Source organism: Streptomyces sp. NPDC018833, from assembly GCF_044390825.1.
In the GTDB taxonomy this organism is placed as follows: Bacteria; Actinomycetota; Actinomycetes; order Streptomycetales; family Streptomycetaceae; genus Streptomyces.
Genome location: NZ_JBIRZM010000007.1, coordinates 1 through 21970 on the forward strand (window position 1 = coordinate 1; position 21970 = coordinate 21970).

24 protein-coding genes are annotated in these 21970 nt (G+C 71.0%); 23 read left to right on the forward strand and 1 reads right to left on the reverse strand.

Going from position 1 to position 21970, the window contains the following annotated elements; translation table 11 throughout:
• The first annotated feature begins 78 nt into the window (after nucleotides 1-78).
• Nucleotides 79-852: a transporter gene (locus tag ACH5AF_RS16135; protein ID WP_398902291.1), complete on the forward strand. Its 774-nt coding sequence runs from the start codon at nucleotides 79-81 to the stop codon at nucleotides 850-852.
• Between the two features lie 93 nt (nucleotides 853-945).
• Here ACH5AF_RS16135 and ACH5AF_RS16140 read toward each other — a convergent pair whose 3' ends face one another.
• Complete coding sequence (locus ACH5AF_RS16140; protein WP_398902292.1) at nucleotides 946-1695, reverse strand: DNA-methyltransferase; 750 nt, start codon at nucleotides 1693-1695, stop codon at nucleotides 946-948.
• A 631-nt stretch (nucleotides 1696-2326) separates the two neighbouring features.
• Here ACH5AF_RS16140 and ACH5AF_RS16145 point away from each other — a divergent pair.
• The 22 genes from ACH5AF_RS16145 (at nucleotide 2327) to ACH5AF_RS16250 (ending at nucleotide 21872) form a co-directional block, all read left to right on the forward strand.
• On the forward strand, nucleotides 2327-3469 hold the full coding sequence (locus tag ACH5AF_RS16145; RefSeq protein ID WP_398902293.1) for a C40 family peptidase: 1143 nt from the start codon (nucleotides 2327-2329) through the stop codon (nucleotides 3467-3469).
• 86 nt (nucleotides 3470-3555) lie between these two features.
• Nucleotides 3556-3855: a DUF6112 family protein gene (locus ACH5AF_RS16150; RefSeq protein WP_398902535.1), complete on the forward strand. Its 300-nt coding sequence runs from the start codon at nucleotides 3556-3558 to the stop codon at nucleotides 3853-3855.
• Nucleotides 3855-4541, forward strand: a complete 687-nt coding sequence (locus tag ACH5AF_RS16155; protein WP_398902294.1) for a hypothetical protein — start codon at nucleotides 3855-3857, stop codon at nucleotides 4539-4541. Before ACH5AF_RS16150 ends, ACH5AF_RS16155 begins: the two co-directional genes overlap by 1 nt.
• Nucleotides 4542-4572: 31 nt before the next feature.
• Nucleotides 4573-5961 (forward strand): ATP-binding protein, encoded by a 1389-nt coding sequence (locus ACH5AF_RS16160; RefSeq protein WP_398902295.1) that lies wholly within the window; start codon nucleotides 4573-4575, stop codon nucleotides 5959-5961.
• Nucleotides 5962-6064: 103 nt separating this feature from the next.
• On the forward strand, nucleotides 6065-7534 hold the full coding sequence (locus ACH5AF_RS16165) for an SCO6880 family protein (protein ID WP_398902296.1): 1470 nt from the start codon (nucleotides 6065-6067) through the stop codon (nucleotides 7532-7534).
• Nucleotides 7535-7577: 43 nt separating this feature from the next.
• The gene (locus ACH5AF_RS16170) at nucleotides 7578-8033 is read left to right on the forward strand and encodes a DUF6238 family protein (RefSeq protein ID WP_398902297.1); all 456 of its coding nucleotides are present in this window, start codon (nucleotides 7578-7580) and stop codon (nucleotides 8031-8033) included.
• Nucleotides 8034-8053: 20 nt separating this feature from the next.
• Nucleotides 8054-9568, forward strand: a complete 1515-nt coding sequence (locus ACH5AF_RS16175) for an ATP-binding protein (protein ID WP_398902298.1) — start codon at nucleotides 8054-8056, stop codon at nucleotides 9566-9568.
• A 267-nt stretch (nucleotides 9569-9835) separates the two neighbouring features.
• Nucleotides 9836-10963, forward strand: coding sequence for a hypothetical protein (locus ACH5AF_RS16180; protein ID WP_398902299.1), 1128 nt, complete (start codon nucleotides 9836-9838; stop codon nucleotides 10961-10963).
• An 86-nt stretch (nucleotides 10964-11049) separates the two neighbouring features.
• A complete protein-coding gene (locus tag ACH5AF_RS16185; protein ID WP_398902300.1) occupies nucleotides 11050-11766 on the forward strand; it encodes a hypothetical protein in 717 nt (238 codons plus the stop codon).
• 29 nt (nucleotides 11767-11795) lie between these two features.
• Nucleotides 11796-12566: a hypothetical protein gene (locus ACH5AF_RS16190; RefSeq protein ID WP_398902301.1), complete on the forward strand. Its 771-nt coding sequence runs from the start codon at nucleotides 11796-11798 to the stop codon at nucleotides 12564-12566.
• 32 nt (nucleotides 12567-12598) lie between these two features.
• Nucleotides 12599-13096 (forward strand): hypothetical protein, encoded by a 498-nt coding sequence (locus ACH5AF_RS16195; protein WP_398902302.1) that lies wholly within the window; start codon nucleotides 12599-12601, stop codon nucleotides 13094-13096.
• A 19-nt stretch (nucleotides 13097-13115) separates the two neighbouring features.
• Nucleotides 13116-13817 carry a hypothetical protein gene (locus ACH5AF_RS16200; protein ID WP_398902303.1) on the forward strand — a complete coding sequence of 234 codons (702 nt, stop codon included), beginning with the start codon at nucleotides 13116-13118 and terminating at the stop codon, nucleotides 13815-13817.
• Nucleotides 13818-13944: 127 nt separating this feature from the next.
• The gene (locus tag ACH5AF_RS16205) at nucleotides 13945-15738 is read left to right on the forward strand and encodes a type IV secretory system conjugative DNA transfer family protein (RefSeq protein WP_398902304.1); all 1794 of its coding nucleotides are present in this window, start codon (nucleotides 13945-13947) and stop codon (nucleotides 15736-15738) included.
• Between the two features lie 106 nt (nucleotides 15739-15844).
• Entirely contained in the window at nucleotides 15845-16081 is a 237-nt protein-coding gene (locus ACH5AF_RS16210; RefSeq protein ID WP_398902305.1) for a hypothetical protein, read from the forward strand.
• Entirely contained in the window at nucleotides 16078-17262 is a 1185-nt protein-coding gene (locus tag ACH5AF_RS16215; protein ID WP_398902306.1) for a DnaB-like helicase N-terminal domain-containing protein, read from the forward strand. The genes ACH5AF_RS16210 and ACH5AF_RS16215 overlap by 4 nt, the downstream gene beginning before the upstream one ends.
• Complete coding sequence (locus ACH5AF_RS16220) at nucleotides 17259-17861, forward strand: hypothetical protein (protein WP_398902307.1); 603 nt, start codon at nucleotides 17259-17261, stop codon at nucleotides 17859-17861. Before ACH5AF_RS16215 ends, ACH5AF_RS16220 begins: the two co-directional genes overlap by 4 nt.
• Nucleotides 17851-18141: a DNA cytosine methyltransferase gene (locus tag ACH5AF_RS16225; RefSeq protein WP_398902308.1), complete on the forward strand. Its 291-nt coding sequence runs from the start codon at nucleotides 17851-17853 to the stop codon at nucleotides 18139-18141. Before ACH5AF_RS16220 ends, ACH5AF_RS16225 begins: the two co-directional genes overlap by 11 nt.
• 16 nt (nucleotides 18142-18157) lie before the next feature.
• Nucleotides 18158-19057 carry a DNA cytosine methyltransferase gene (locus ACH5AF_RS16230; protein ID WP_398902536.1) on the forward strand — a complete coding sequence of 300 codons (900 nt, stop codon included), beginning with the start codon at nucleotides 18158-18160 and terminating at the stop codon, nucleotides 19055-19057.
• A gap of 95 nt (nucleotides 19058-19152) precedes the next feature.
• Complete coding sequence (locus ACH5AF_RS16235; RefSeq protein ID WP_398902309.1) at nucleotides 19153-19752, forward strand: DUF4913 domain-containing protein; 600 nt, start codon at nucleotides 19153-19155, stop codon at nucleotides 19750-19752.
• 1 nt (nucleotide 19753) lies between these two features.
• On the forward strand, nucleotides 19754-20563 hold the full coding sequence (locus tag ACH5AF_RS16240; RefSeq protein WP_398902310.1) for a hypothetical protein: 810 nt from the start codon (nucleotides 19754-19756) through the stop codon (nucleotides 20561-20563).
• Nucleotides 20560-21045, forward strand: coding sequence for a type II toxin-antitoxin system RelE/ParE family toxin (locus tag ACH5AF_RS16245; RefSeq protein WP_201053851.1), 486 nt, complete (start codon nucleotides 20560-20562; stop codon nucleotides 21043-21045). The genes ACH5AF_RS16240 and ACH5AF_RS16245 overlap by 4 nt, the downstream gene beginning before the upstream one ends.
• Nucleotides 21046-21077: 32 nt before the next feature.
• Entirely contained in the window at nucleotides 21078-21872 is a 795-nt protein-coding gene (locus tag ACH5AF_RS16250) for a winged helix-turn-helix transcriptional regulator (protein ID WP_398902311.1), read from the forward strand.
• The last annotated feature ends 98 nt before the right edge of the window (nucleotides 21873-21970 follow it).

Here is a 21970-nt window from a genome sequence, read left to right on the forward strand (position 1 = left end):
ACCCGCGAACCCACGGCCAGAGAGCCTCCGAATCCCCCAGCAGCGCCTACAGTTCAGATTTCGATACCTTCAGAAATCGTGAACTCGCGGGGATTTCACGGAGGTCGGATCGACTCCCTCGGGCTGGACGAGAACGGCACGCCGGTCATCGTCGAGTACAAGCGCAGCCGCGACCAGAACGTCATCAGCCAGGGGCTCTCATACCTGTGGTGGCTCCACGACCACCACCACGAGTTCGAGAGTCGGGCCCGGGAGAAGCTCGGCGACCAGGCTGCCGCGGAGATCGACTGGAGCGCTCCGCGGATCGTCTGCGTCGCTGGCGCCTTCACCCACCACGACACGGTGGCTGTGGAGATGATCGGCCACCGGATCGACCTGGTGACGTACCGGGTCTTCGAGGATGTGCTCACGCTGCAGCTCATCGCGTCGGCCGGCGGCAGCCGCACCTCCGCGCGGGGCAGAACGTCGGGATCGACCCGCGCAGCGTCTCCGGCGCCGAAGTCGGTCCAGCAGTATCTCGACGAGTCGCCCGAGGATCTGAAGGAGCTGTACGCGGACCTCGACGAGCTGCTGTCGTCCCACCGGGACGTGCTCAAGGAGCCCCAGCTCCACTACGTCGCCTACCGGCGGATCGTGAACGTGGCCACGGTGCGCGTGCAGCCACGCAACCGCGTACTCGTGGTCAATCTGAGGCTGGATCCGGAAACGGTCGAGCTGGAGGTGGGCTTCTCCCGGGATATGCGCGGTCTCGGGGCCCTCGGAATCCGTGACGGCGTCGAGGTGCGGATCGGCTCGCGTGAAGACCTCGCACGAGCGACCGACCTGATCCAGCGGAGCGTCGAGGCGGCGTAAGTCCCCCTTATGACAACGGGCGGTTGTTCCACCACTCTGGTGGAACAACCGCCCGTTTCTGCGTCATGGCCCTGCTGCCTGGGCTTCTCGGTCTCACTCTTCGGGCCCGGCGAGTTCGAAGTCATCTTGGATCAGCGCACCTCGAAGCCGCTGTTCCGCGATGTCGGCGTAGTGCTCGGAGAGTTCGGCACCTATGAACTGCCGGCCTTCACGCAAGGCGGCGACGCCGGTCGTGCCTGAGCCGGTGAAGGGGTCAAGGACCGTTCCGCCCGGCGGGCAGATCTTTACCAGTTCCTGCATCACTTCCACGGGTTTCTGCGTGATGTGTACGCGGTCCTTCCTCGGCTGGCTCGCTGTGTAGAGGCCGGGCAGGTAGACGGGGTTGCGGTTGGCGTCGACGGGCCCCTTGGTTCCCCAGACGATGTACTCGCATGACTGCTTGAGTCGGCCCTTCTGCGGCCGGGAGACCGGCTTGTGCCACGACGCGATCCCCCGCCAGGTCCACCCGGCGGCCTGCAACGCGTCCGTCGTCGTCGGCAACTGCCGCCAGTCGGTGAAGACGAGCGCGGTGCCGGACTCGACGGTCGCGCGATAGGACTCGGTGAGCAGGAGGGTGAGCCAGAAGCCGTACGAGCGCTGGTCGCGGTTCTCTCCGGGGAAGTTGGCGAGGTCGTGCTCGGCGTCGGCCGAGGTGTACTTCGCGCGCGCGGAGCGGCCGGTGCGCTCGCTGCTCGTTCGGCCGCCGCTGTTGTAGGGCGGGTCAGTGATCACGGCATCGACGCTGTTGTCGGGGATGCCGGCGAGGGCGGTCAGCGCGTCGCCTCGGTACAGGGTGTACGGCATTGCGCGGTTCTCTCTTTCGGGGAGGCGGTCGTGCGCATATTTCTCCACTCACGGAGGGCTGCGCACGTCGGCATGGGTCGCTCCGCGGAACGGCAGAAGCAGCTGCGGCGGGGAGCAATGCGCTGGAGGTTAGCTCCAAATTCCGGCCGCACCCAATGAGTCGGATCTCTGCTCAGCGACCCGAAACCGCCCGAAGCACGGGCCGTTTGGCGCGGCCGGATTTCGTCCCTACAGTCTCGCCGTGTTCGCAGGACGGGACCTGGTTCCACCCCTGCTGAGCTGTGCCGATGCGTGCTGTTCCGTCCGAACGGCAGCACGCCGGGCATCCCACCGACTGGCTTCCTAATCGGCGAAGGGGACTCCCCCATGTGGCGAGTGAGATTACGAGCGCGGCTGGCTGCCGCTTTCCAGTAAGGGTCCAGCGGCCGGGAGTTAGCAGCTCCCGGCCCTGGTTTCTCAGCTTCCCCCAGGGGTTGCGAATTCATATCCGGCGCGGTGCCGGTGGCCTTTTCGACGAGAACGCCTGCGCCGCGCTGCCTACGAGCAAGGAGCTGTCGATGCAGCATGCCCAGGCGCGCCCCTCCCCCGGGCCAGATTCCCTCTCTCGCCACTTGGCGTTCGGGCAGCGCCCGTGAAGAAGGTCGTTGCCATAGCGGGGGCCGTGGCGCTCGGCCCGACGTTGTTGATCGCACCGGTCGCCGTCGCTGTCGCTGGTTCCAACGGCGCCCAGGCCTCCTGTACCGCGGGCGGTGCACAGGCTGTGGACAGCGCGGCGGTCGCGAAGCAGGTGGAGTCGATCCTCAAGGGGCACGGGAAGAAGTCCGTGTCCGTTTCGGGGCTGGACGAACCCGAGAAGCAGATACCGAACGCCGCGACGATCCAGGCCACCGGCGTCGCGATGAAGGTGCCGGCGCGGGGGCAGATCGTTGCCCTGGCCACGGCACTGCAGGAGTCGCGGCTGCGGAATCTGGATTACGGCGATCGGGATTCGCTCGGCCTCTTCCAGCAGCGTCCCAGCCAGGGCTGGGGTACGGCCGCGGAGGTTCGTGATCCGGTGCACGCCTCGACGAAGTTCTACGAGGCCCTCCTAAAGGTCTCGGGCTGGCAGTCGATGACCATCACCCAGGCCGCACAGGCGGTCCAGAAAAGCGGTTTCCCCGATGCCTACGCGAAGTGGGAGCCGCTGGCCACAGCCCTTCAGAAGGCCATCGCCAAGTCGCTGGGCCAGAACGGGAGTTCCGGCACGAGCAGCGACACGAGCAGCGAGGTCGAGCAGACGGGCTCCTCGGCGACCACCGAATGCGGCACCGGCGAGGACGGATCCTCGTTCGGCGCGATTCCCGCAGGATCCGTACCCGAGGGCTACAAGATCCCGGCCACTGCGCCCAAGTCGGTGCGTACGGCGATCCGTTGGGGCCTTGGTCAGCTCGGTACGCCGTATCAGTGGGGCGGCTCGTGTTCCGCTCCACACGGCCAGGACCCGATGGGCCGGTGCGACTGCTCGTCCCTGATGCAGGCGTCGTACAAGGCCGGCGGCATCACGCTCTCCCGGACGACCTACACGCAGGTCAGGGAGGGCAAGGCGGTCAACGTCGATGCCCTGAAGCCGGGTGACCTCCTGTTCACCCGCGGCACGGCCAAGGTGCCGGAACACGTCGGGATGTTCATAGGCCAGGGGCTGATCCTGCAGGCCCCCAAGACCGGCGACGTGGTCAAGATCTCGACCCTCGCCGACTGGCGCGCAGACATCCTCGCCGCCCGCCGAGTCGTCTGACCGGCTTCTTCTCCCCCCTCCCCCGCTCCATCTCCTCTCGGGCCCTCGCGCGCCCAAAAATCGCACTGGAGTTCCAAGTGAAGCTCATGCAGCACGCCCAGTACCTGGCGTACAACCCCGGCATCACACCGAAGGAGGGCGGTCTCCCCGGCCTCAACGTGCTGAAGAACGTCGTCTCCTCGATCAACCTCTTCGGGATCATCGCGGTGGTCGGCGCCCTGGCGATCTCCGCCATCGTCTGGGCCTGGGGCCACCACAGCGGCGGCCACCAGGCCGAGGCGAACGGGAAGAAGGGCACGGTCATCGCCGCCGGGTGCGCGTTGCTGCTCGGCGCGGCCAACGGCATCGTCGCGTTCTTCTCGGCGATGGGGACGCAGGTCCACTGATGCCGAAGAAACGTTCCCTCACCGCTCAGGAGCGCACGTACGGGGCGCCCTCCTCGGTCCTGCGGCGTGCCCTGATGGGCGGCCTCGTACTCGCGGTGCTGCTGGCCGTCGCCGGTCTCCTCGCGTATCTGACCCGCGCGGAGAGCCCCACCCCGGCGAAGCCCTCCCCGCCTGCGAAGTCCACGCCGCGGGCTGCTTCTCCGGAGGCGACCGACGGCAAGGGTGAGGCCGTCGCGTCGCCGCCCCGGACGAGCGATCCGATCGAGTTCGCGAAGGCGGCCACCAAGGTCCTGTGGACGTACGACACCCGCTCCTCCTCCCGGGCCGAGCACGTCGCCGGGCTCAAGCGATGGATGACCGGCGAGAAGAAGTACGCCGACTGGGAGTCCGTGTCCGATCAGGTGCCCAGCCCGGTGCTGTGGTCGCGGATGCACGACAACAGCCAGCACGCGACCGCGAAGGTCGGGGAGGGCCACTTCCCGCAGGCGTTCAAGACCGCCCTGGCCCAGGACCCCGGCGCGATCACCGAGGCGTACGTCTACGCCGTCACGGTCACCGGCAAGCAGTCCATCGCCTGGAAGGGCTCCGGGGCCGGAGCCGAGTCCCGCTCCACGACGCTCGCCGTCCAGTGCCGCCCCGACAAGGCCTGTGCCCTGGTCGGCGTGCTGCCGAGCGTCGCGCCCTGATCGCCCCCAATCCCCGAAAGGAGGTGCCCTCATGGGGGCATGTGACCTTCCCCTGATGCAGACGGTCTGCAACACCGTCGGCGGCGTCGTCGGTTCGACCGGCGAGGCGATCACCGATGGCATCGGTGCCTGGATCGCCAAGTCGATGGGCGAGCTGGCCCAGTCCGCCGCGGACCTCGCCTCGACCGCCGTCGACAAGACCACGGCCGTCGATCTCAACGCCGAGTGGTTCCGCGACAATTACGAGCTGCTGCTGCCCATCGGTCTGATCCTGACCGTCGGCACGTTCTGTCTGCAGCTGATGCGTGCCGCCTGGCGCCGTGACGAACGCGCTCTCGCGCAGGCGGTGACCGGGACGGTGGCGGGTGTCCTGTTCGCGTTCGCCGCCATCGCCTGCACCACCGTCGCGCTGACCGTGGTCGACGCGCTCTCCGCCGGGCTGTTCAAGGCCGCGAACAGCTCGGTCGACGATGCGATCCGCCGCGTCATCGAGGTCAACAACCTGGGCCCGATGTATGCGTTGGGCTGGACGATCCCCGCCATGGTCGGCCTGGGGTGTGCCATCGGCGCGTTCCTGTACTGGGCGGTGATGGTCGCCCGCAAGGTCGGCATCCTGGTCCTGGTGACGCTGGCGGTGTTCGCCGGCGCGGGAGGCGGCTGGGAAGTCGCCAAGCGCTGGCGGCGCGGCTGGATCGAGGCAACCGCGACCCTGATCGTCAGCAAGCTGCTGATGACGATCGTGTTCCTGCTGGGCGTCTCGGCCATGGGCAAGAGCGACGCCTCCGACGGGCTCGCCGCCCTTTCCGACGCCATGGCGGGCATCGTCGTCATGGTCCTGGTGATGCTGTGCCCCTACGCCACGTACAAGTTCGTGCACTGGGCGGCGGACGGCGGCGGCCAGGACGACCTGCACCGTACCGGCGTCGCCGGACTCGCGGTGGCCGCCGGCGCGACGAAGACCGCGGGTCAGCTCGCGATGCAGGCCAGCACCGGCATGCGGGCTCCGCAGGGTCCCTCGAAGGTCCCGGGCCAGGGCTGGGGCGGTGTCGCCTCCGGCATCGACCCGACCGGCGGAGCGGCCGGGGACGACAAGCCGAAGCAGACCCACTTCCGCTTCGGCGAGGACCCGAACGCCACCGGCGACAAGGGCCGTGCGCTGATCCGGCGGCCTCCCACCGATGGTGACCAGGGTCAGCCGCTGATCCAGCGTCCCAGCGAGGGGGCGGCGGCCGACACGGCACCGGTCTCCTCAGGGCCGACGCCCCAGGGCGCGGCGGTGGCGCAGCCGCAGGTCACGCACCTGGATCCGCCGGCACCCCGACGCACCGGGCCGTCTCCGGGGAGCGGGCCTTCTCCGCAGGGCGGTGCCACGCCGCAGCGGTGGGTCTACCCCCAGCCGCCGGGTGGATCGGGTTCGTAGCCCTCGCCTGACGGGGCGGGCTGCGCAGGTCGCCTCCGGCGCCGCCCGCCCCGTTTCCTCCCCTCTTCTTTCTTGCTCTCCACGTTCCAAGGACGGCTTCGCCATGCTTTCCGACACCTCTCAGCCCGATAGCCCGGCCACCGTGAAGTTCCCGCATCGCTCGCGGCGCGGCGTGCTGCTCGGCCTGTCGGCTCCTCAGCTGATCGTCGTCACCCTCACCGGGCTGCTGCTGCTCGCGGTGCTGCTCACCTCCGGCGTCACCGGGGCGCTCAAGCTCATACCGCTGTGGGCGGTCATCCTGGCGGCGGTGTTCATCCGCCATCGCGGACGGTCCCTCGCCGACTGGGCGCCCATCGCCGCCCGATACGCGCTCCGCCGCTTCCGGGGTCAGCTGGTCTGGCTGGCCCGGCCGTCCACCCGGCCGCGCCGCGAGGGCCTGCTCCATCTCCCGGGCACCGCGGCGTCCCTGCGGGTGGTCACCGCCCCCCGCGGCAGCTTCGGCGCGGTGCACGACCCGCACCACGGCACCCTCACCACAGTCGTGAAGGTCTCCTCGCGTGCCTTCGCCCTGCTCGACCCGGCCACCCAGAGCAGCAACGTCGCAGGCTGGGGGCGCACGCTGGCCGCTCTGGCGCGCACCGGGCACATCGCCCGGGTCCAGGTCCTGGAGCGCACGGTGCCCGACTCCGGCGACGCGCTCAACCGCTACTGGCACGAGCACGGCAACGCCCAGGCGCACCTCGCCGGGCCCATCTACAACGACCTGCTGGCCGCCGCCGGCCCCGCCGCCGCCCCGCACGAGGCGTACGTCGCACTCGCCCTCGATCTCAAAGAAGCCCGCCGCCTGATCAACCAGGCCGGAGGCGGACTCACCGGCGGCTTCACGGTCCTGGCCCAGCTCACCGCCACCTTCGACCAGGCCGCCCGCAACTCCGGTCTCACCCCCAGCGGCTGGCTGGACGCTGCCGAGATCGCCGCCGTGATCCGTACCGCGTACGACCCGAAGGCGTCGGCCGCGCTGGACCAGTGGTCCTCCTCCGGCCGCGCGCAGGCCGAGCCCGCTGCCGCCGGGCCCGTCGTCCTGGTCGAGAAGGCCGACCGGATCCAGACCGACTCGGCCCACCACGCCACGTTCTGGATCGAGAACTGGCCCCGCATCGAAACCTCACCCGGCTTCCTGCACCAGCTCCTGTTCACCTCCGGCGTGCGCCGCACGCTCTCGCTGACCTACGAGCCCAAGGGGCTGGACTCCGCGCTCAAGGACGTCCAGCGCCGCAAGGCCACCGTGATCGCGGACGCCGCCGAGCGGCAGCGCAAGGGGCAGGTCGACTCCGAGGAGGACTCGGTCGAGTACGCCGACATCAAGCAGCGCGAGCGCCAGCTGATCGCCGGACACGCCGACGTCGCCCTCACCGGCCTGCTCACCGTCAGCGCCGACACCGACGAACAGCTCAACGCCGCCTGCGCGGCGATCGAGACGGCCGCCGTCGCCGCCCTCGTCGACCTGCGCCTTCTGACCTGGCAGCAGGCCGAGGCCTTCACCAACGCCGCCCTGCCCCTCGCCCGCCCGTAGCGCACCCGCACCACCATCTCGCGCTCTACCGAAGGGCACCCTCATGCCGACCGAGCCCCTGCCCGAACTGGCTCCGGACTTCGTCCCGTTCGCCACCGCCGCGCTCGACTTCCACCAGGCGATCAACATGCCGGTCGCCCCGGTCGCCGCCGGCCGTGCCGAACTCGACTCCCTGCACGCCCACATCGTCGCGCTGTACGGGCTGCTCGACGCCCACACCGCCCGCACCACCCCCGTGGCCAAGGCGGAGGGCGACCATCTGCGGGCGTGCCGGATCCGGCTGTGGCAGGCAGCCGAGCACCTCCACGCCGCGTTCCACGCCTCCCCGCACCCCAGCTCCGGCCGCCTCCCCACCCGGGAGGCGTGCCGGGCCCGGCTGCCCGAGGGAGCGCCCGAACTCACCGTGTGCCAACGCCATCTGGCCACCGCCACCCGCGTCCGCCGTGACCACACCCCGGCCGATCTGCGCGACCCCTTCACCGGCCTCACCCGCCACTGACCGCCAGGAGCACCCCCCTCATGCCCTCTCGTACCCGCGCCAGCGCCAGCCCGCTGTTCGTCCCCCGCAAGAGCGACCGCCGCACGGCACGCACCGCCCGCACCCAGTTCGCCGCCGCCCGCGACCAAGCCCGCCACGCCGTACGTCCCGAAGCGCGCCCGACCGCGCCCGGTCTCGACCCCGAGCTGCGGGCCACCTACCCGGTCGTCGGCCGGCCCGGCCCGGCCTCCGCCCGCGGCGGCCGTCTCAAGCTCCCCGCCCACCGGATGACGACGGCTACGGCCTCCGGGGCCTACCCCTTTCTCGCGGAGGGCGGCCTGGGCGCGCAGGGGATCTACATCGGCCGTGACGTCCACGCGGAGGCGGCCTTCACCTACGACCCGTTCGCCCTCTACGGGCGACTCGACGGCTTCACCAATCCGAACATCCTGCTGGCCGGGATCATCGGCATGGGCAAGTCCGCCCTGGCCAAGTCCCTCGCGGTGCGCGCCGTGGCCTTCGGCTACCGGATCTACGTGCCCTGCGACCCGAAGGGCGAGTGGACCGTCGTAGCCCAGGAACTGGGAGGGCAGACCATCGCGCTCGGTCCCGGTCTGCCGGGGCGCCTGAACCCCTTGGACGCGCCCGTCCGGCCGTATGGCGTCAGCGAGGAGGACTGGACCAGCGAGGTCCGCAAGCGGCGCCTTCTGCTGCTCGGCTCGCTCGCGAAGACGGTCCTGGGGCGCGAGCTGCACCCGATGGAACACACCGCCCTTGATGTGGCGCTCGACCAGGTCGTCGCCCACGCCGAGGCCCGCGGCACCACCCCGCTGCTGGGCGAGGTCGCCTACGTCCTCGGCTCCCCCGAGCAGCTCGACGCCGCGCTCGGCGAGCTCTCCGGCCGTCTCGGGCATGCCGCCGAGGACCTCGCCCACGCGCTACGCCGGCTCGTACACGGCGACCTGGCCGGGATGTTCGACGCACCGAGCACCGTGGCCTTCGACCCGAGCGCGCCGATGCTGTCCATCGATCTCTCCCGCCTCGGCGGCGCGGGCGACGACACCGCGCTCGTCCTGGCCATGACCTGCGCCTCCGCCTGGATGGAGTCCGCACTCGCCGACCCCGCCGGAGGACGCCGCTGGGTGATCTACGACGAGGCGTGGCGCGTGATGCGCCACGTCGCCCTGCTGGAACGGATGCAGAGCCAGTGGAAGCTCTCCCGCGGCCTCGGCATCGCGAACCTGATGGTCATCCACCGCCTCAGCGACCTGCTCGCCGCAGGCGATGCCGGCTCCCGAGGACGTGCCCTGGCCGAGGGCCTGCTCACCGACTGCTCCACCCGGATCATCTACCGCCAGGAAGCCGACCAACTCGCCTCCGCTGCTTCCCTGTTGGGGCTCACCGGCGTCGAGACCCAGGCCGTCTCCGCTCTCACCAAGGGGCGCGGCCTGTGGAAGGTCGCAGGCCGATCGTTCATTACTCAACATCTTTTGCATCCGCGGGAGCGCGAGTTGTTCGACACGGACGCCCGGATGGCGGCGATCACTCGTCCTTGATCAATCCCACCGCTCAGGGGCCGGCACCACATCCCGGCCCCCAACTCTTCCCGCCCCGAACGTTCCTAGGAAGTCCGCCTTCATGCCTCAGCCGTACACGATCCCTCCGCGTGACGCATCGGCTCGTCCAGCGCTACATCCGCGCAATCGCGGCCAACGCCTCTCACAGCTATATCCCTCTGGCCACGGGCCCGTTCGGCGTCCTTGACGAATCCCGGCGGCTCGACGCCCGACAGGCTCCGCCGCCCAACGAAGCGGTGCTCCGTCATGGCTGACCCGATACCGACCTCTCGCGGTGGCAGCCTCCCCGTATCTCGCTTCACCGCGTCGGCCTCAGAGCGCCAGGTCGCCTCCGCTGCCCGCAGGCCCAGCAACCGCCCGGACCTTGTGGCGTTCGCCGAGGGACTCGCCGCCCGGCTGCCCGGCTCATGGACAGTCGTCGCCCAGGAGCACGCCGCGTACTCCGATCAGTTCCCGCTCGCGCAGCGGGTCTGGGACCTCGGGCAAGTGAACTGGGCCTTCGATCAGTTCGTGCTGTCCCGGGTCGCTGTGCTGGCCAGCGACGCCGGTCGCGAGTTGGTCGTCGTCGACCGCCCGCGACGCAAACGTGAGTTTCTGGTCGCCGCCTTGCAGCCGAGCGGCAGTGACGTCGCGGACCGGGTGAAGGCACCCAACGGCATCGTCGTCGACGCGGACCCGGTGCGCGCGGCGTCGGCGGTGGCCAGCCGCCTGCTTCCCCGCTACGAGCAGGCCGTGCGTGAGGCACGCATTGAACACGTCGCCATGGCGGTAGATGCCGGCGAGCGGGTTCTCGCCGAGTGGGACGCGATCTCCGACAGCCTGTGCGACGCCGACCACTGGCCCCTCGACGAGCGCTACGACCTGCGCCAACAGCAGCGGGATGCGGAGATGTGGGCACAGTTCGCTCCCTTCCTCGACCACGGCCCTGCCCTGGTCGCGCACGCCGAGGAGACGCTCCCGTTCCTGGATCCGAAGGACCGTGCGGATGGGCGGTGGCCGTACCGGCTTCGGGTGCTGAGCGAGGCCCTGGAGGGCGGCGCGCGTGTTCAGGCCGACTTCGAAGCCGTCACCGGTGTGCTCCTGCCGGGTCACTCTCGCGCCGAGGCCGCGTTCGCCAAGGCCGTCGTCGAGCGCAATGCCGAGGGCTGGCACTACTCCCTGACCTGGATGGAGAACGGCGGCGCGCTCGTCGAGATGGCACGAGCCGAGCAAGCCCTGCGCGGCCATCCGCACAGGCCACAGCAGTCCGCGCAGGTCCAGGCCGCCCACGCCCGGTCCCCGCACGCGACCCGCCAGGGCGTCGCGACGGCTGCGGTGTCCGCCGCGGCGCCGCCCGGCCTCGTCCCGCACGACCGGGTGCGCCGATCGCGCTAGCGCAGATTCCCCGGCCCCGCCAAATCCGTCTTCGGGCCACATCCTCGTCCTCCGCATGGCCCCGACCTCTGCGAGGTGCACCTCTCGTGGCGGAAATACCCCCGCACATCACCGTCGCCCACCACGCCCAGTACGGCGTCGTGGCCGCGATGTCGCACGCCAACCACGTCGCCGATCACATGCTGCGGCGGGTCGGCTTCGAGCGGCTGGCCGACAGCCGCATGTATGCCCTGACCGAGCCGGACCGCGACCTGACGCGGCGCGGGCAGCAGGCCGTCCAGTCGCTGCGCGCCGCGCAGTACAGCGTCACCTCCGACGCCGAGTACGACCTCAAGCCCGCCACCCGGCCCTCCCCCGGCCGAGGCCTCTTCGACGGGTCGTCGAACAACCCCGTCCAGGAGGGCCTCGGCGGCGAGGAGGCGGTCTTCACCGCTTCCCAGGCGCTCGCTGCCGACATCCGGGCCGCCCGGATCGTCGTGCACGACCAGGTCCGCGATCCCGACGGCACGCTGCGCGCGGTCGGCACCGACATGCGCACAGGTGAGGGCGTGTTGCTGCACGGCGAAGGCGATCTGCGGTACGTCGAGACGCGGTTGGACAGCACGGCCCTCGCGTTCGACGCGTTCTCCTACATCCGCGGCAACGGACGTCCCGATCCGACTCCCGCGACCTGGCAGCGCCGGGCCCAGGCTGCCATCGCCATCTCCCCGGCCCGCGCGGGCACTTCGGTGCCGCAGCGGCCCGACGTCACCGTCGCCTACGGCCCGGCCCCGGCCGCCCGGCAGCCGGTCCGCGCCCGCTAGGTCATCCGAACCCAAAGGGAGTCTTCACCATGAAACTGCGACTCGAGCCCGACGTCGCCTTCGGTGTCCACCCCGACCTCGGTGTGGTCGCCGCCGTGTCGGACGACCACCCGTTCCTCGACGAAGTGCTGCGCAAGTACCACTTCCGCTTCAGCAGCGCCCTCGATCTCTACCTGCTGCCTGGCGACACCCCGCACAACACGGCGGTGCGGGCCGTGGCCCGCGCCAGCCGCGAGTTCCAGGACGTCGGCCTCTCGGTCGCCGCCGACCCCCGCATCATGCTGCCGCCCCCGATCCCCACGCCGGACGGGGTGCCCGTACGCCAGGCGTTGCCCGGACAGTCACTGACCGCCCTGACCGGAGAACTGCACGAGCTGCGCCGCTCGGCCGATGTCGCCGACGTCCTGGACCAGATCCTCGACGAACACCACGGCGTCGTCGGCGACTTGGAGGAGTTCATCGACACGACCGCCGCCTGGTGCGATCGGCTCGACACCGCCAACGGCCGCGAGCTGGGCCGGCACCTGCGCACCATCGCCCACCACGTCGCGTTCCTCGGCGACCAGCTCGTCACCGCCCAGCTCGACCTGGCGGTCATGCCGGACATAACGCCGGGCAACGCCCCGTCCCTGTCCGAGGTGCCGCTGCTCCCCCGGCACGACGTCCCGTCGGTCACGCACACCGCCCGTGCCCGCGCCGCTCTCGCGTCCTCCCCGACCCGCCCGGCCGCCCAGTCCACTTCCCCGGACGAAGCAGCCCACGCACAGGCCTCCCCGCCCAGCCCTCGCCGTACGCGCTGACCTTCCTCTCGATCCCACAAGGAGCCCTGCTCATGGCCGTAAAGAAAATCTGGACGATCAACCATGCCTGTGGAGACAGCACTCAGGCCGATCTCTCCGACCGTCCGGCCGACCGGCGTGCCGGCTACGCCCGTTGGCTCGCCGAGCGCGACTGCACCGACTGCTGGCGTGCCGCCCAAGGCAAGGCCACCGAGTCCAAGGCCGAGTGGCTGGCGAAGAAGCGGGCCGCCGAGCAGGCCGAGGCCGAGGAATGGTCGACGCGGTATCGGATGCCTCCGCTGGAGGGCACCGACCGCGCCATCGCCTGGGGCACCCGCTGCCGCCACCAGCTCATGGCCGCCGCGTACACCGCCCTGGTACTCGAAGGCACCACCAGCGAGGCGGAGTGGGCGGCCATCGAGGACACCGCGCGGCCCCTGACGCGTGCCGGGTGGTGGCTGGACCAGCGCGACGCCGACCCCGCCGACCTGCCCGAGCTTCTGGCAGCCGCCACCGGGGGCGACCGGCCCACCGAGAACCCCCACTTCTGACCCGCCCGCGGAGGCCTCCATGTCCACCACGCCCGATGTCGTCATCATCCGCGAGCCGACCGGCAACGTCACCGCCGAAGGCGGGGACGAATTGGCCGTCACCCTCCTCAAGCGCGCCGGCTTCGCCATCGAGACCACCCCGCTCTCCTTCTGGTACCGCCTGCCCTGGGATATGGGTGAGGAGCGCGAGAACCAGATGGCCAGCCATGCCGCCCGGATGCTCACCGCGGTCGGTTACCGGGTCGAACTCGATCCCGGCCTGGACGTCACCCGGATCACCACGCCCACCGATCCCCTCGGAATGCGCGTCTACGGGCAGCAGATCCTGTCCCTGACCGACCAGCTCAACGGATCCGAGACGTACGCGAAGGCGGCCGACCTCATCGAGCACGTCGTGGACCCGGACGACGGTGTCCTCGTCCGCCTCGGCGAGTTCTTCGAGGCCGCAGCCGTGCAGGCCAACGTCGCCGACACCGATGACGGCTGGGACCTGTCCCACCTCTTCGAGGACGCCGCTGCCACGCTCACCTCTCTCGCCGAGGACTTGCGCGGCGCCGGCCACCAGACGCGGAGGCTCGGACCGCCCCAGAAGCGGAGCTGGCAGGAAGGCGTCGCCAACTACTACGCGACGGCCCCGCGCCCTCACACCGGAGCCGCGCCCGCCGCCGAAGAGCCCTCCGCCACACCACCCACCACGCCCCGGCCCGGCCGGTCTCGCTGACCGCTCCCCCGCCGTTTCGTCCGACTCCCCTGCTCACCGCCACAGCCGCCAGGAGCCCGCTCGTGATCGCCAGAGCAACCCACTGCCCTGCCACCACCCGTAGGTCCGCACCCCTCTGGATCCCGCCTTGCCATCTCCGCGCACCAGCACGCCCTCGACCACCACCGGCACCGACTTCCTCCTCTACCTCCTGATCGCCATCGCCGGTCTCGGCATGGCGGGAGGTTCGCTGGCCTGGCTGTTCGGCAATCTCGCCAACGCCGTGGCCGGCTCCGATCCGTGGGCCGCCTTCCAACCGACCGACGCTCTCCTGCACCCCGAACGCGTCTGGCCGCATCTCGCCCAACCCGCCGTCCTCACCAGCTGCTACCTGCTGCCCGCCGCCGTGCTCACCGCGGCGGCCGTCCTCGGCGGCCGGCTGTGGCTGCGCGTTCGCCGTAATCCCAGCGGGCTGGCCGATCAGCGGGACTTGGCCGACCTGCTGCCCAAGAAGATCGCCACAAAGGCCATCGACCTGCGGCCCAGCCTGAAGGGCACCAAGCCCAAGGACATCGCACCGGACGACCGCGGCGTACTGCTCGGCACGCTGAAGCCGGGTGCCACCGAGGTCCGCTCCTCCTGGGAGGACGTCCTCCTCGCGATCATGGCGCCCCGCTCCGGGAAGACCTCGGGACTTGCGATACCCGCGATTCTGCGCGCCCCCGGCCCGGTACTGCTGACCTCGAACAAGGCGGCACGCGACGCCTACACGGCGACGCTCGACGAGCGCTCCCAAGTGGGCACGGTGTGGACGCTGGACCCGCAGCAGATCGCCCACGCCCAGCAGACCATGTGGTGGGACATCCTCGCCGATGCCCACGATCTCGCCGGGGCCCGGCGGCTGGCCGGGCACTTCGTGACCGCCTCCGTGGACGAGTCCAGCGCGGGCGACTTCTGGTCCACCGCCGCCGCCAACACCCTCACCGCCTTGTTCCTCGCCGCGGCCCGCGATCACCGGCCCATCACCGACGTGCTGGCCTGGCTCGCCTCCCCCGCCGACCGCACTCCCATCGACCTCCTGCAGGACGCCGGCCTGGACGCCGTCGCCGCCCAGCTCCAGGGCACCGTGGCCGGAGCCGTCGAGACCCGCGACGGCATCTTCGAGACCGCCCGGCAGTACGCCAGCTGCCTCCTCGACCCGACCATCGCCGCCTGGGTCACGCCTCCCGACGGACTGGAGAAGGTACGGGAGTTCAAGCCGGAGGAGTTCGCGACCAACAAGGACACCCTGTTCCTGCTGTCGAAGGACGGCGGCGGCTCCGCCTCGGCGATCATCGCCGCAGCCGCCGACGCGGTGATGCGCGCGGCCGTCATCCAGGCCGAACGCGACGGCGGGCGCCTCGACGCCCCGCTGCTCGCGATCCTCGACGAGGCCGCCAACGTCTGCAAGATCTCGGACCTCCCAGACCTCTACTCCCACCTCGGGTCCCGTGGCGTCATCCCGATCACGATCCTGCAGTCCTACCGCCAGGGCGTACGGGTGTGGGGCGAGGCCGGCATGGACGCCCTGTGGTCCGCCGCGACGATCAAGCTGGTCGGTTCCGGCATCGACGACGCCGACTTCGCGGACAAGCTCTCCCGTCTCGTCGGCGACCACGACGTACGCACGGTGTCCGTGTCCACCAGCGAGTCGGGCAAGTCGACGTCGGTGTCGATGCGTCAGGAGCGTGTACTGCCGGCCGACGCGATCCGGGCTATGCCCAAGGGCTCCGCACTGCTGCTGGCCACCGGCGTGCGCCCCGCCCTTCTGAACCTCAAGCCCTGGTACCGCGAGCCGGACGCGGACCGGCTCGGCGCCGCCTCCGCCCAGGCGACCGCGGCCATCACCGAGCGCGCGCTGGCCAAGCAGCCGCACCGCGACAACTTCGGCCCGGCGGCATGAGCACCCCGGCCCGACGCGACGCCCGCACGAGACGCGCGGATTTACGACCCCATCGCGTCCCCGAGCCGCTGCTCACCCTCCCCTTAGTTCTTCTTGAGGTGCCCCCATGTCCCACCCCGTACCGACCTGGGCATCCGTCCGCCCGTCCGAGCGGCTTGCCGGCACTCCCGCCGTACGCCGCGGCGGCGCATGGTGGCTGGTCGCCCCGACCGGCACCATTTCCGCCTCGGACCCCGTCTTCACCGGCGAACTGGACCTCTTCGCCGCCGACATGGCCGCCGCCGACCGTGCCGTCGCGAAGCTGCGCACCGAGCGCACGGTCGCGCGGAAGGACCGGCGGTGACGCCGCTCGTCCAGGCCGAGCAGGCGGTCCTGGGTTCGGTCTTCCTCGACCCCACTCAGCTCGACCATCTCTCGCCCTGGCTGCGGTCCGAACACTTCTCCCGTCCGGCACACGCCGCTCTCTACGCCGCGATGCTCAAGCTCCGCGCCGACGGCCACCCGGCCACAATGGGGAAGAGCGGAGACCCGATCCCGCTGTCCTGGGTGACGGACACCGTGCGGGAGGCCAGCACCCGGACCCGTGGGCTCACCGCGTCGTACGCCCACTCCTTGATCTCCGCGTGTCCGCGGCCCACCCATGCGCCCGTCTACGGGCGGATGGTCCTGGAGGGCGCCATCCACCGCGGCGTCACCCAACACGCGATCCGCCTCCACCAAGCGGCGCGTGCCGACGCCGTCCGCGGCGGAGTCGAAGAGACGGTCCGCCACGCCCAGATCCTGACCGAGGTCCTCGCCGATCTCGCCCACCGGTGGGGCACCGAGCCACGACCGCTAACGCCCCCGGCCTCGATCACGCCGACCTCGCAGCAGCCACAGTCGGTCGACGAACAGGTCCTCGCCGACGAAGAGTTCCTCCTCGGCTGCATCAGCGCCAGGCCCGAGCAGCTGCTCAACGTCGTCGACTGGCTGCGTCCCGGCGACTTCGCGGACATCGGCCATCAGCAGATCTACCGCGCCCTGGGCGCCCTGCATCACCGGGGCGAACCCATCGATCAGCTGACCGTGCTGTGGGAAACGCAGCGCCGGGGTGCGCTGTCCGACGGGACTCTCGACGGCGAACGCGTCCTGCGTGTCTGCGATCCGCTGTCCTTCTCCGGTGTGGCCGAGCACTTCGGCGAACAGGTCGTCCAGGCCTCGCTCGTCCGCACGGCCGCGGCCTCCGCCCGGCAGGTGCGGGCACTGGCCGACGACGAGTCCCTGGCCCCGGGACGGCTGATCGGCTACGCCCTGCACGCCCTGGGCCCGCTGGACGAGGTCCGGCGCCGCCTACGAACCGCCTCCGGCACCGAGCCCGCGCCACCCCGTACAGGCAGCCTGGCGGCCGCCACCCCGCCGGAGACTCGCATCGACGCGGCCCGATCCCGCAGCCGCCCCCACGCCACCACCGCCTCGGCCCCGGCAACCACCGCAGCCCCGCGCTCTCCTGCCCCCGACCGTGCCACCCGCCGGAGCCCGTCATGACAGATCACACCGGTCGCGCCGGCCTGGAGAAGGACGAGCTGTACGCCGTTGCCCGGGAGTTCGACCAGCTGCGCGCTCAGATCAGCGTCCCCCAAGTCCCGAGCGATCTCCTCGATCTCGTCACCGCGTCCCAGCAACTGGCCACGCTGACGGGGCTGGTCAAGGAACTGTCAGACGAGGTCCTCTTCCGGGCCGTCGACGAGGACCCCGGGCTCGACTTCGGGCCGGTCATCGACGCGTACACCTCGGCAGCGGCGCCCGCGGGACGCGCGATGGAGAACTACACCGAGGCGTATGCCCAGTTCGGCTTCCTGCGCCGCTTCGCCGAGGCCCCCGACTCGGCGGATCTGCGCGACGCCCGTGCGGCGGCGTTCCGCGTCGTCCAGGAGCGGATGGAGCTCGTACGCGACGATCTCCAAGAGGTGAGCGAGACCTTGCGGGGCGCGGCGGACCGGCTGGACGGCACGCCACCGCGCGTGCTCGCGGCGTTGAGCCGGTCGGCACGGCCGACGAACTCGATTTACCGCCTGCCCGCGGAGCCGCCCGCTCCGGGTCCGGTCCGGCTCGCCTACACTCCGGCGCCCCGCCATGGCCGCTGACCTGGCCTCGGTGGCTGTGCCGCCGTTGATCGGGAGCCTGTGCTCCGGCTACGGCGGCCTGGACCTCGGTGTCCAGGCCGCCCTCGGAGGCACGCTCGCCTGGCACGCCGAGGTCGATCCGGGTGCCGCCCGGATCCTGGCCCGCCACTGGCCCACCGTGCCCAATCTCGGCGACATCACGGCCGTGAACTGGGCCGAGGTCCCGGAGGTGTGTGTCGTGACGGCCGGCTTCCCGTGCCAAAGACGTTTCGGTCGCCGGCCGCCGGGCCGGACTGGCTGATGGCACCCGGTCCGGTCTGTGGCACCACGTCGTCCGTGCCATCGAAGCCCTCAACCCCTGCCTGGTGGTGATCGAGAATGTCCGAGGGCTCCTCACCTCGCCCGCCGGTTCCCCTGGCGACGTGGAACTCTGCCCGTGGTGTCTGGGAGACACCGCAGGCCAGCCTCCTGTGCGCGCACTCGGTGCCGTACTCGGCTCCCTGGCCGACATCCGGTTCGATGCGCGCTGGTGCGTGCTTCGCGCCTCCGCCGTCGGAGCCCCGCACCACCGAGAGCGGATCTTTCTCGCCGCCTGGCCATCCGGGCGGATCACCGCTGCTCAAGACCCCGACCAGCAACCTGGGGGCCAACGGTGGCAGCCAGCACCCGGCGAAACGCAAGCAGGGCGGCCACGGCCCGAACCTGGCGGACGAGGTCGAATGGCTCCTGCCCACCCCGAAGGCCTCCGACCGCACCAAGGACTCGCCCAACCAGCGCCACGGCAATGGGGACTTGACCCTGCCCTCGGCGGCAGCACGCCCGCGGCCCACCCCGGATGCCACGCCCACACGCACGACAGGGCGGCGGAAGGACGCCACGAGCAGGACCCCGCGCACGCAGTCGCTGCCGCTGTTCGGGGATCCGTCGGCCGTGCAGGACGGGCCGAGATCTGGGGGCCGTACGCCGCCGCGATCACCCGCTGGGAACGCGCCACCCGTCCCGCACCTCGGCCAACCGACGACGCCGGCCGCCTCAGTCTGCGGTTCGTGGAGTGGATGCAGGGCCTTCCTCCTGGCTGGGTGACCGGCACACCTGGGCTGGGACGCCCCGCCCAACTGACCGCTCTGGGCAACGGAGTTGTGCCCCAGCAGGCCGCCCGCGCCCTGCAGATCCTGGCCCCGCCCAGGACCGCATGCCGCCATCGCGCGCCGCGCTGACCCGCGCCTTCTACACCCGTTTCCCGGCCGAGCCAAACCCCCGCTTCTCCGGAACCTCGACACCCCACCCACCAGAACTCGCACCAGGGGTAGCCATGTCCGAACCCGCCCACGAGAGCGAGCCGGTGCGCATACCGGACCACGACCTGGACGACCTCGTCGCCACGGTCACCCGGCTCGTCGCCGAGAGCCGCAAGCAGGGCGAGACCCTCGCCCGACTCACCGACGACCAGCCGTCCCAGGAAGACGGCGAACCGGCCGATCCCGTGCACCCTGACAGCCCGGCATCAGCCTCCGCCCCGGCCGAAGGCAATGCCAACGACGGGCCGGCCTCCGTCTTCATCCTGGCGCTCGGCGCCACGGCGTACGCCGAAGAACTGGCCGCGCTGACCAACTGGGTGCACAACCTGCTCCTGCCGGTCTACGGACGGGAGATCACCACCGGCCGCCCGTGGTGCCGGCAGTGGAAGGAGCACCCCGAGGCCGTCGCCCGGCTGCACGCCCTCTGGCTCGCCTGGCAGCAACTCACCGACGTCCAGGCCGGCCTCACCGGTCCCTCCACCTGGCACCGCGACCACCTCGACCCGGCCCTGCTCCAACTCCGCACTCCGGACGGGCCGTTCGGTGCCTGCACCACCAGTGCGGCCCGACCCCACCACCGGCTGCTGGCCTCCCCCGAGCCCGCCGGAGTCTGAGATGGCCCACGCGTACGAACCCCCTACGCCGGACTACCGACTCGACGGCTTCCAAGCGGCCACCGAGAAAATTGAGGACGACTTCTTCTCCGTCACGCTCTCGGACGACCTGTTCGTCCCCTTCTCCGAACACCACAGCGCCGATGGCCGCGACAGCTACCAACTGCTGTACGACCGGTCCGCGATCTGGGACATCCCGGGGACGGCGGAGTACGTCACGCTGCACATCAGTCGCGACGTCGAGCAGCGCACGTTCGACTTCACGTCCGAGCGCCACCCCGTCGTTCCGCTGGCGCAGAACTGGCTGATCCGCCGGGGCTGCCCGCGGGAAGCCGCCGAGGGATCCCACCACCACGGGCCCCGTCCCGCCGACGCGGTCACGGCACGCCTTGAGGACCTGCTCCGGACCAACCCCGGCAACCGGTACGAGGTCCTCGACCACTACACCGACAACCCGTGCTCCTTCGACATCGGCGTCGAAGTCCGCACCCTCGTCCACGACAGCCACCCCGACTCCGCGGATGCGCCGTATCGCCTCTTCCTCGAAGAGACGACCAAGGATCTGCGCTCGTACACCGTGCGGGAAGGCGCCTTCACCAGCGCCGAAGAGGCCGATACGTGGGCTGTGGAGCGGGAGTCGCCGCTCCCCCTGGCACCTGATCCACCAGGCGCCGTCGGCCGCCGGGCGACAGCCGCCCGCGCTCGCTCCACGGTCACGGGCAACGGCCTCGCCGTGGCTCCGGCACCCGTATCGCCGCCGCGGTCAGCAGCAGGACCTGCCCCGACTCACTCCCGTGGGAGCGCACGATGAGCCGGGCACGGTACGCGTTCGCCGCCCATCCCGAGGCCCTCGCCGACCTGCGCGCCGTACCGGAGAACATCCGCGACCTGGCCCTGCTCGAACTGCAGCACCTGGTCCACGGCAATGAACGCGGCGCCGCCCTCCAGCGCGAACTGGCGGGCTGCCACAAGGTCTACGTCGACCCGGAAACCCGCTGGCGGCTGGTCATCCAGTACCGGGACGCTCCCGCCTCCTCCCAGCACAAACGGGAGATCTACCTCCTCGCGGTCGGCGAGCGCCAGGACCAGGCCGCCTACCGCACCGCGGCCCTTCGGTTGGAGCGCGAACGGGCAGCCACCGCCACGTCCCCGCACGACCGGCGTGCCCAAGCCGCCAGGGCCCGCTCTCCTCAGCACCGCGGCGGGCAACCAGTCACCGCTACCCAGCACCCCGCGGCAACGACCACCGCCACGAACCGCACCACGTCGGAACGCGCCGCGCGGTCCCGCTGACGGCGCTCAACCACCCTCCGGAGAACCACACAGTGCCCGACCTCTCTCCCTCCGCCACCCGTCACACCGAACTCGTTGACCAGGCCGTCACCCGTCTCTCGCCCCGTTGGACCACCTGGACCCTGCAGACCATCCATCACCACGGCCCCATGCGCCTTGCGGATATCAACTCCACGCTTCCGTGGGTAGGCGTCCATGCCATGGCCCAGATCATGCGCCGCATGCAGAGGAGCGGTCTCCTGGACCGGCCTCAGTTCGGGGTGTACGACCTCACGCCGCTCGGCCGCGACACGCGACACGTCCACCGTGCGCTCTCGGCCTGGCACCGTACCCACCTCGCTGACGGCACGGCGTCGCTCGCTGAGGCGGAACGCTCGGAAGACGCACTCGGCCGGCTACGCGGGAAGGGCACGATCCCACTCCTCCGTGCCCTCGCGCAGTACGGCCCTCTTCCCAACGGTGCGCTCCGAGACGAAGCCGCGCTCGCCACCGGCTCCTTCCACTACCGCATCACGCAGCTCCAGACCGACCAGCTCGTCACCCGCACGAGCCCCTTCTCCGGCCGAGGCTCCGAGTACACCCTGACGTCCGCGGCCCGCGGACTCACGCCCGTGTACGCCGAGCTCGCGGAGTTCGCCCGCAAGGCACACGCAGCGGCGACTCGCCCGGACCAGCACGGCGCGACAGCTCAGCAGGCCGTACGGGCGGGCGCGGCCGTGCGCCGCAGTCCTGCGGCTTCTTCCGAGCTGTTCTCGCACGTCGTCGCCCCTCAGCCGCGCGTCCCGGCGTACGTCACCGCACGCTCCCATCCGTCCCGGACCAGGTGACTCCAGTGCCGACAGCCAGATTCCGCCGCGCGACCGCGCCCTCGTGCCCCCATACGAGCCGCTCAACCGGCCGTGCCCCACCACCCGAAGGCCCTCTC

Coding starts and splice junctions, on each gene's coding strand:
- ACH5AF_RS16140 (WP_398902292.1), bottom strand. CDS start 1,695: ATGCCGTACACCCTGTACCGAGGCGACGCGCTGACCGCCCTCGCCGGC.
- ACH5AF_RS16150 (WP_398902535.1), top strand. CDS start 3,556: ATGCAGCACGCCCAGTACCTGGCGTACAACCCCGGCATCACACCGAAG.
- ACH5AF_RS16155 (WP_398902294.1), top strand. CDS start 3,855: ATGCCGAAGAAACGTTCCCTCACCGCTCAGGAGCGCACGTACGGGGCG.
- ACH5AF_RS16160 (WP_398902295.1), top strand. CDS start 4,573: ATGGGGGCATGTGACCTTCCCCTGATGCAGACGGTCTGCAACACCGTC.
- ACH5AF_RS16165 (WP_398902296.1), top strand. CDS start 6,065: ATGCTTTCCGACACCTCTCAGCCCGATAGCCCGGCCACCGTGAAGTTC.
- ACH5AF_RS16170 (WP_398902297.1), top strand. CDS start 7,578: ATGCCGACCGAGCCCCTGCCCGAACTGGCTCCGGACTTCGTCCCGTTC.
- ACH5AF_RS16175 (WP_398902298.1), top strand. CDS start 8,054: ATGCCCTCTCGTACCCGCGCCAGCGCCAGCCCGCTGTTCGTCCCCCGC.
- ACH5AF_RS16180 (WP_398902299.1), top strand. CDS start 9,836: ATGGCTGACCCGATACCGACCTCTCGCGGTGGCAGCCTCCCCGTATCT.
- ACH5AF_RS16190 (WP_398902301.1), top strand. CDS start 11,796: ATGAAACTGCGACTCGAGCCCGACGTCGCCTTCGGTGTCCACCCCGAC.
- ACH5AF_RS16195 (WP_398902302.1), top strand. CDS start 12,599: ATGGCCGTAAAGAAAATCTGGACGATCAACCATGCCTGTGGAGACAGC.
- ACH5AF_RS16200 (WP_398902303.1), top strand. CDS start 13,116: ATGTCCACCACGCCCGATGTCGTCATCATCCGCGAGCCGACCGGCAAC.
- ACH5AF_RS16210 (WP_398902305.1), top strand. CDS start 15,845: ATGTCCCACCCCGTACCGACCTGGGCATCCGTCCGCCCGTCCGAGCGG.
- ACH5AF_RS16220 (WP_398902307.1), top strand. CDS start 17,259: ATGACAGATCACACCGGTCGCGCCGGCCTGGAGAAGGACGAGCTGTAC.
- ACH5AF_RS16225 (WP_398902308.1), top strand. CDS start 17,851: ATGGCCGCTGACCTGGCCTCGGTGGCTGTGCCGCCGTTGATCGGGAGC.
- ACH5AF_RS16235 (WP_398902309.1), top strand. CDS start 19,153: ATGTCCGAACCCGCCCACGAGAGCGAGCCGGTGCGCATACCGGACCAC.
- ACH5AF_RS16240 (WP_398902310.1), top strand. CDS start 19,754: ATGGCCCACGCGTACGAACCCCCTACGCCGGACTACCGACTCGACGGC.
- ACH5AF_RS16245 (WP_201053851.1), top strand. CDS start 20,560: ATGAGCCGGGCACGGTACGCGTTCGCCGCCCATCCCGAGGCCCTCGCC.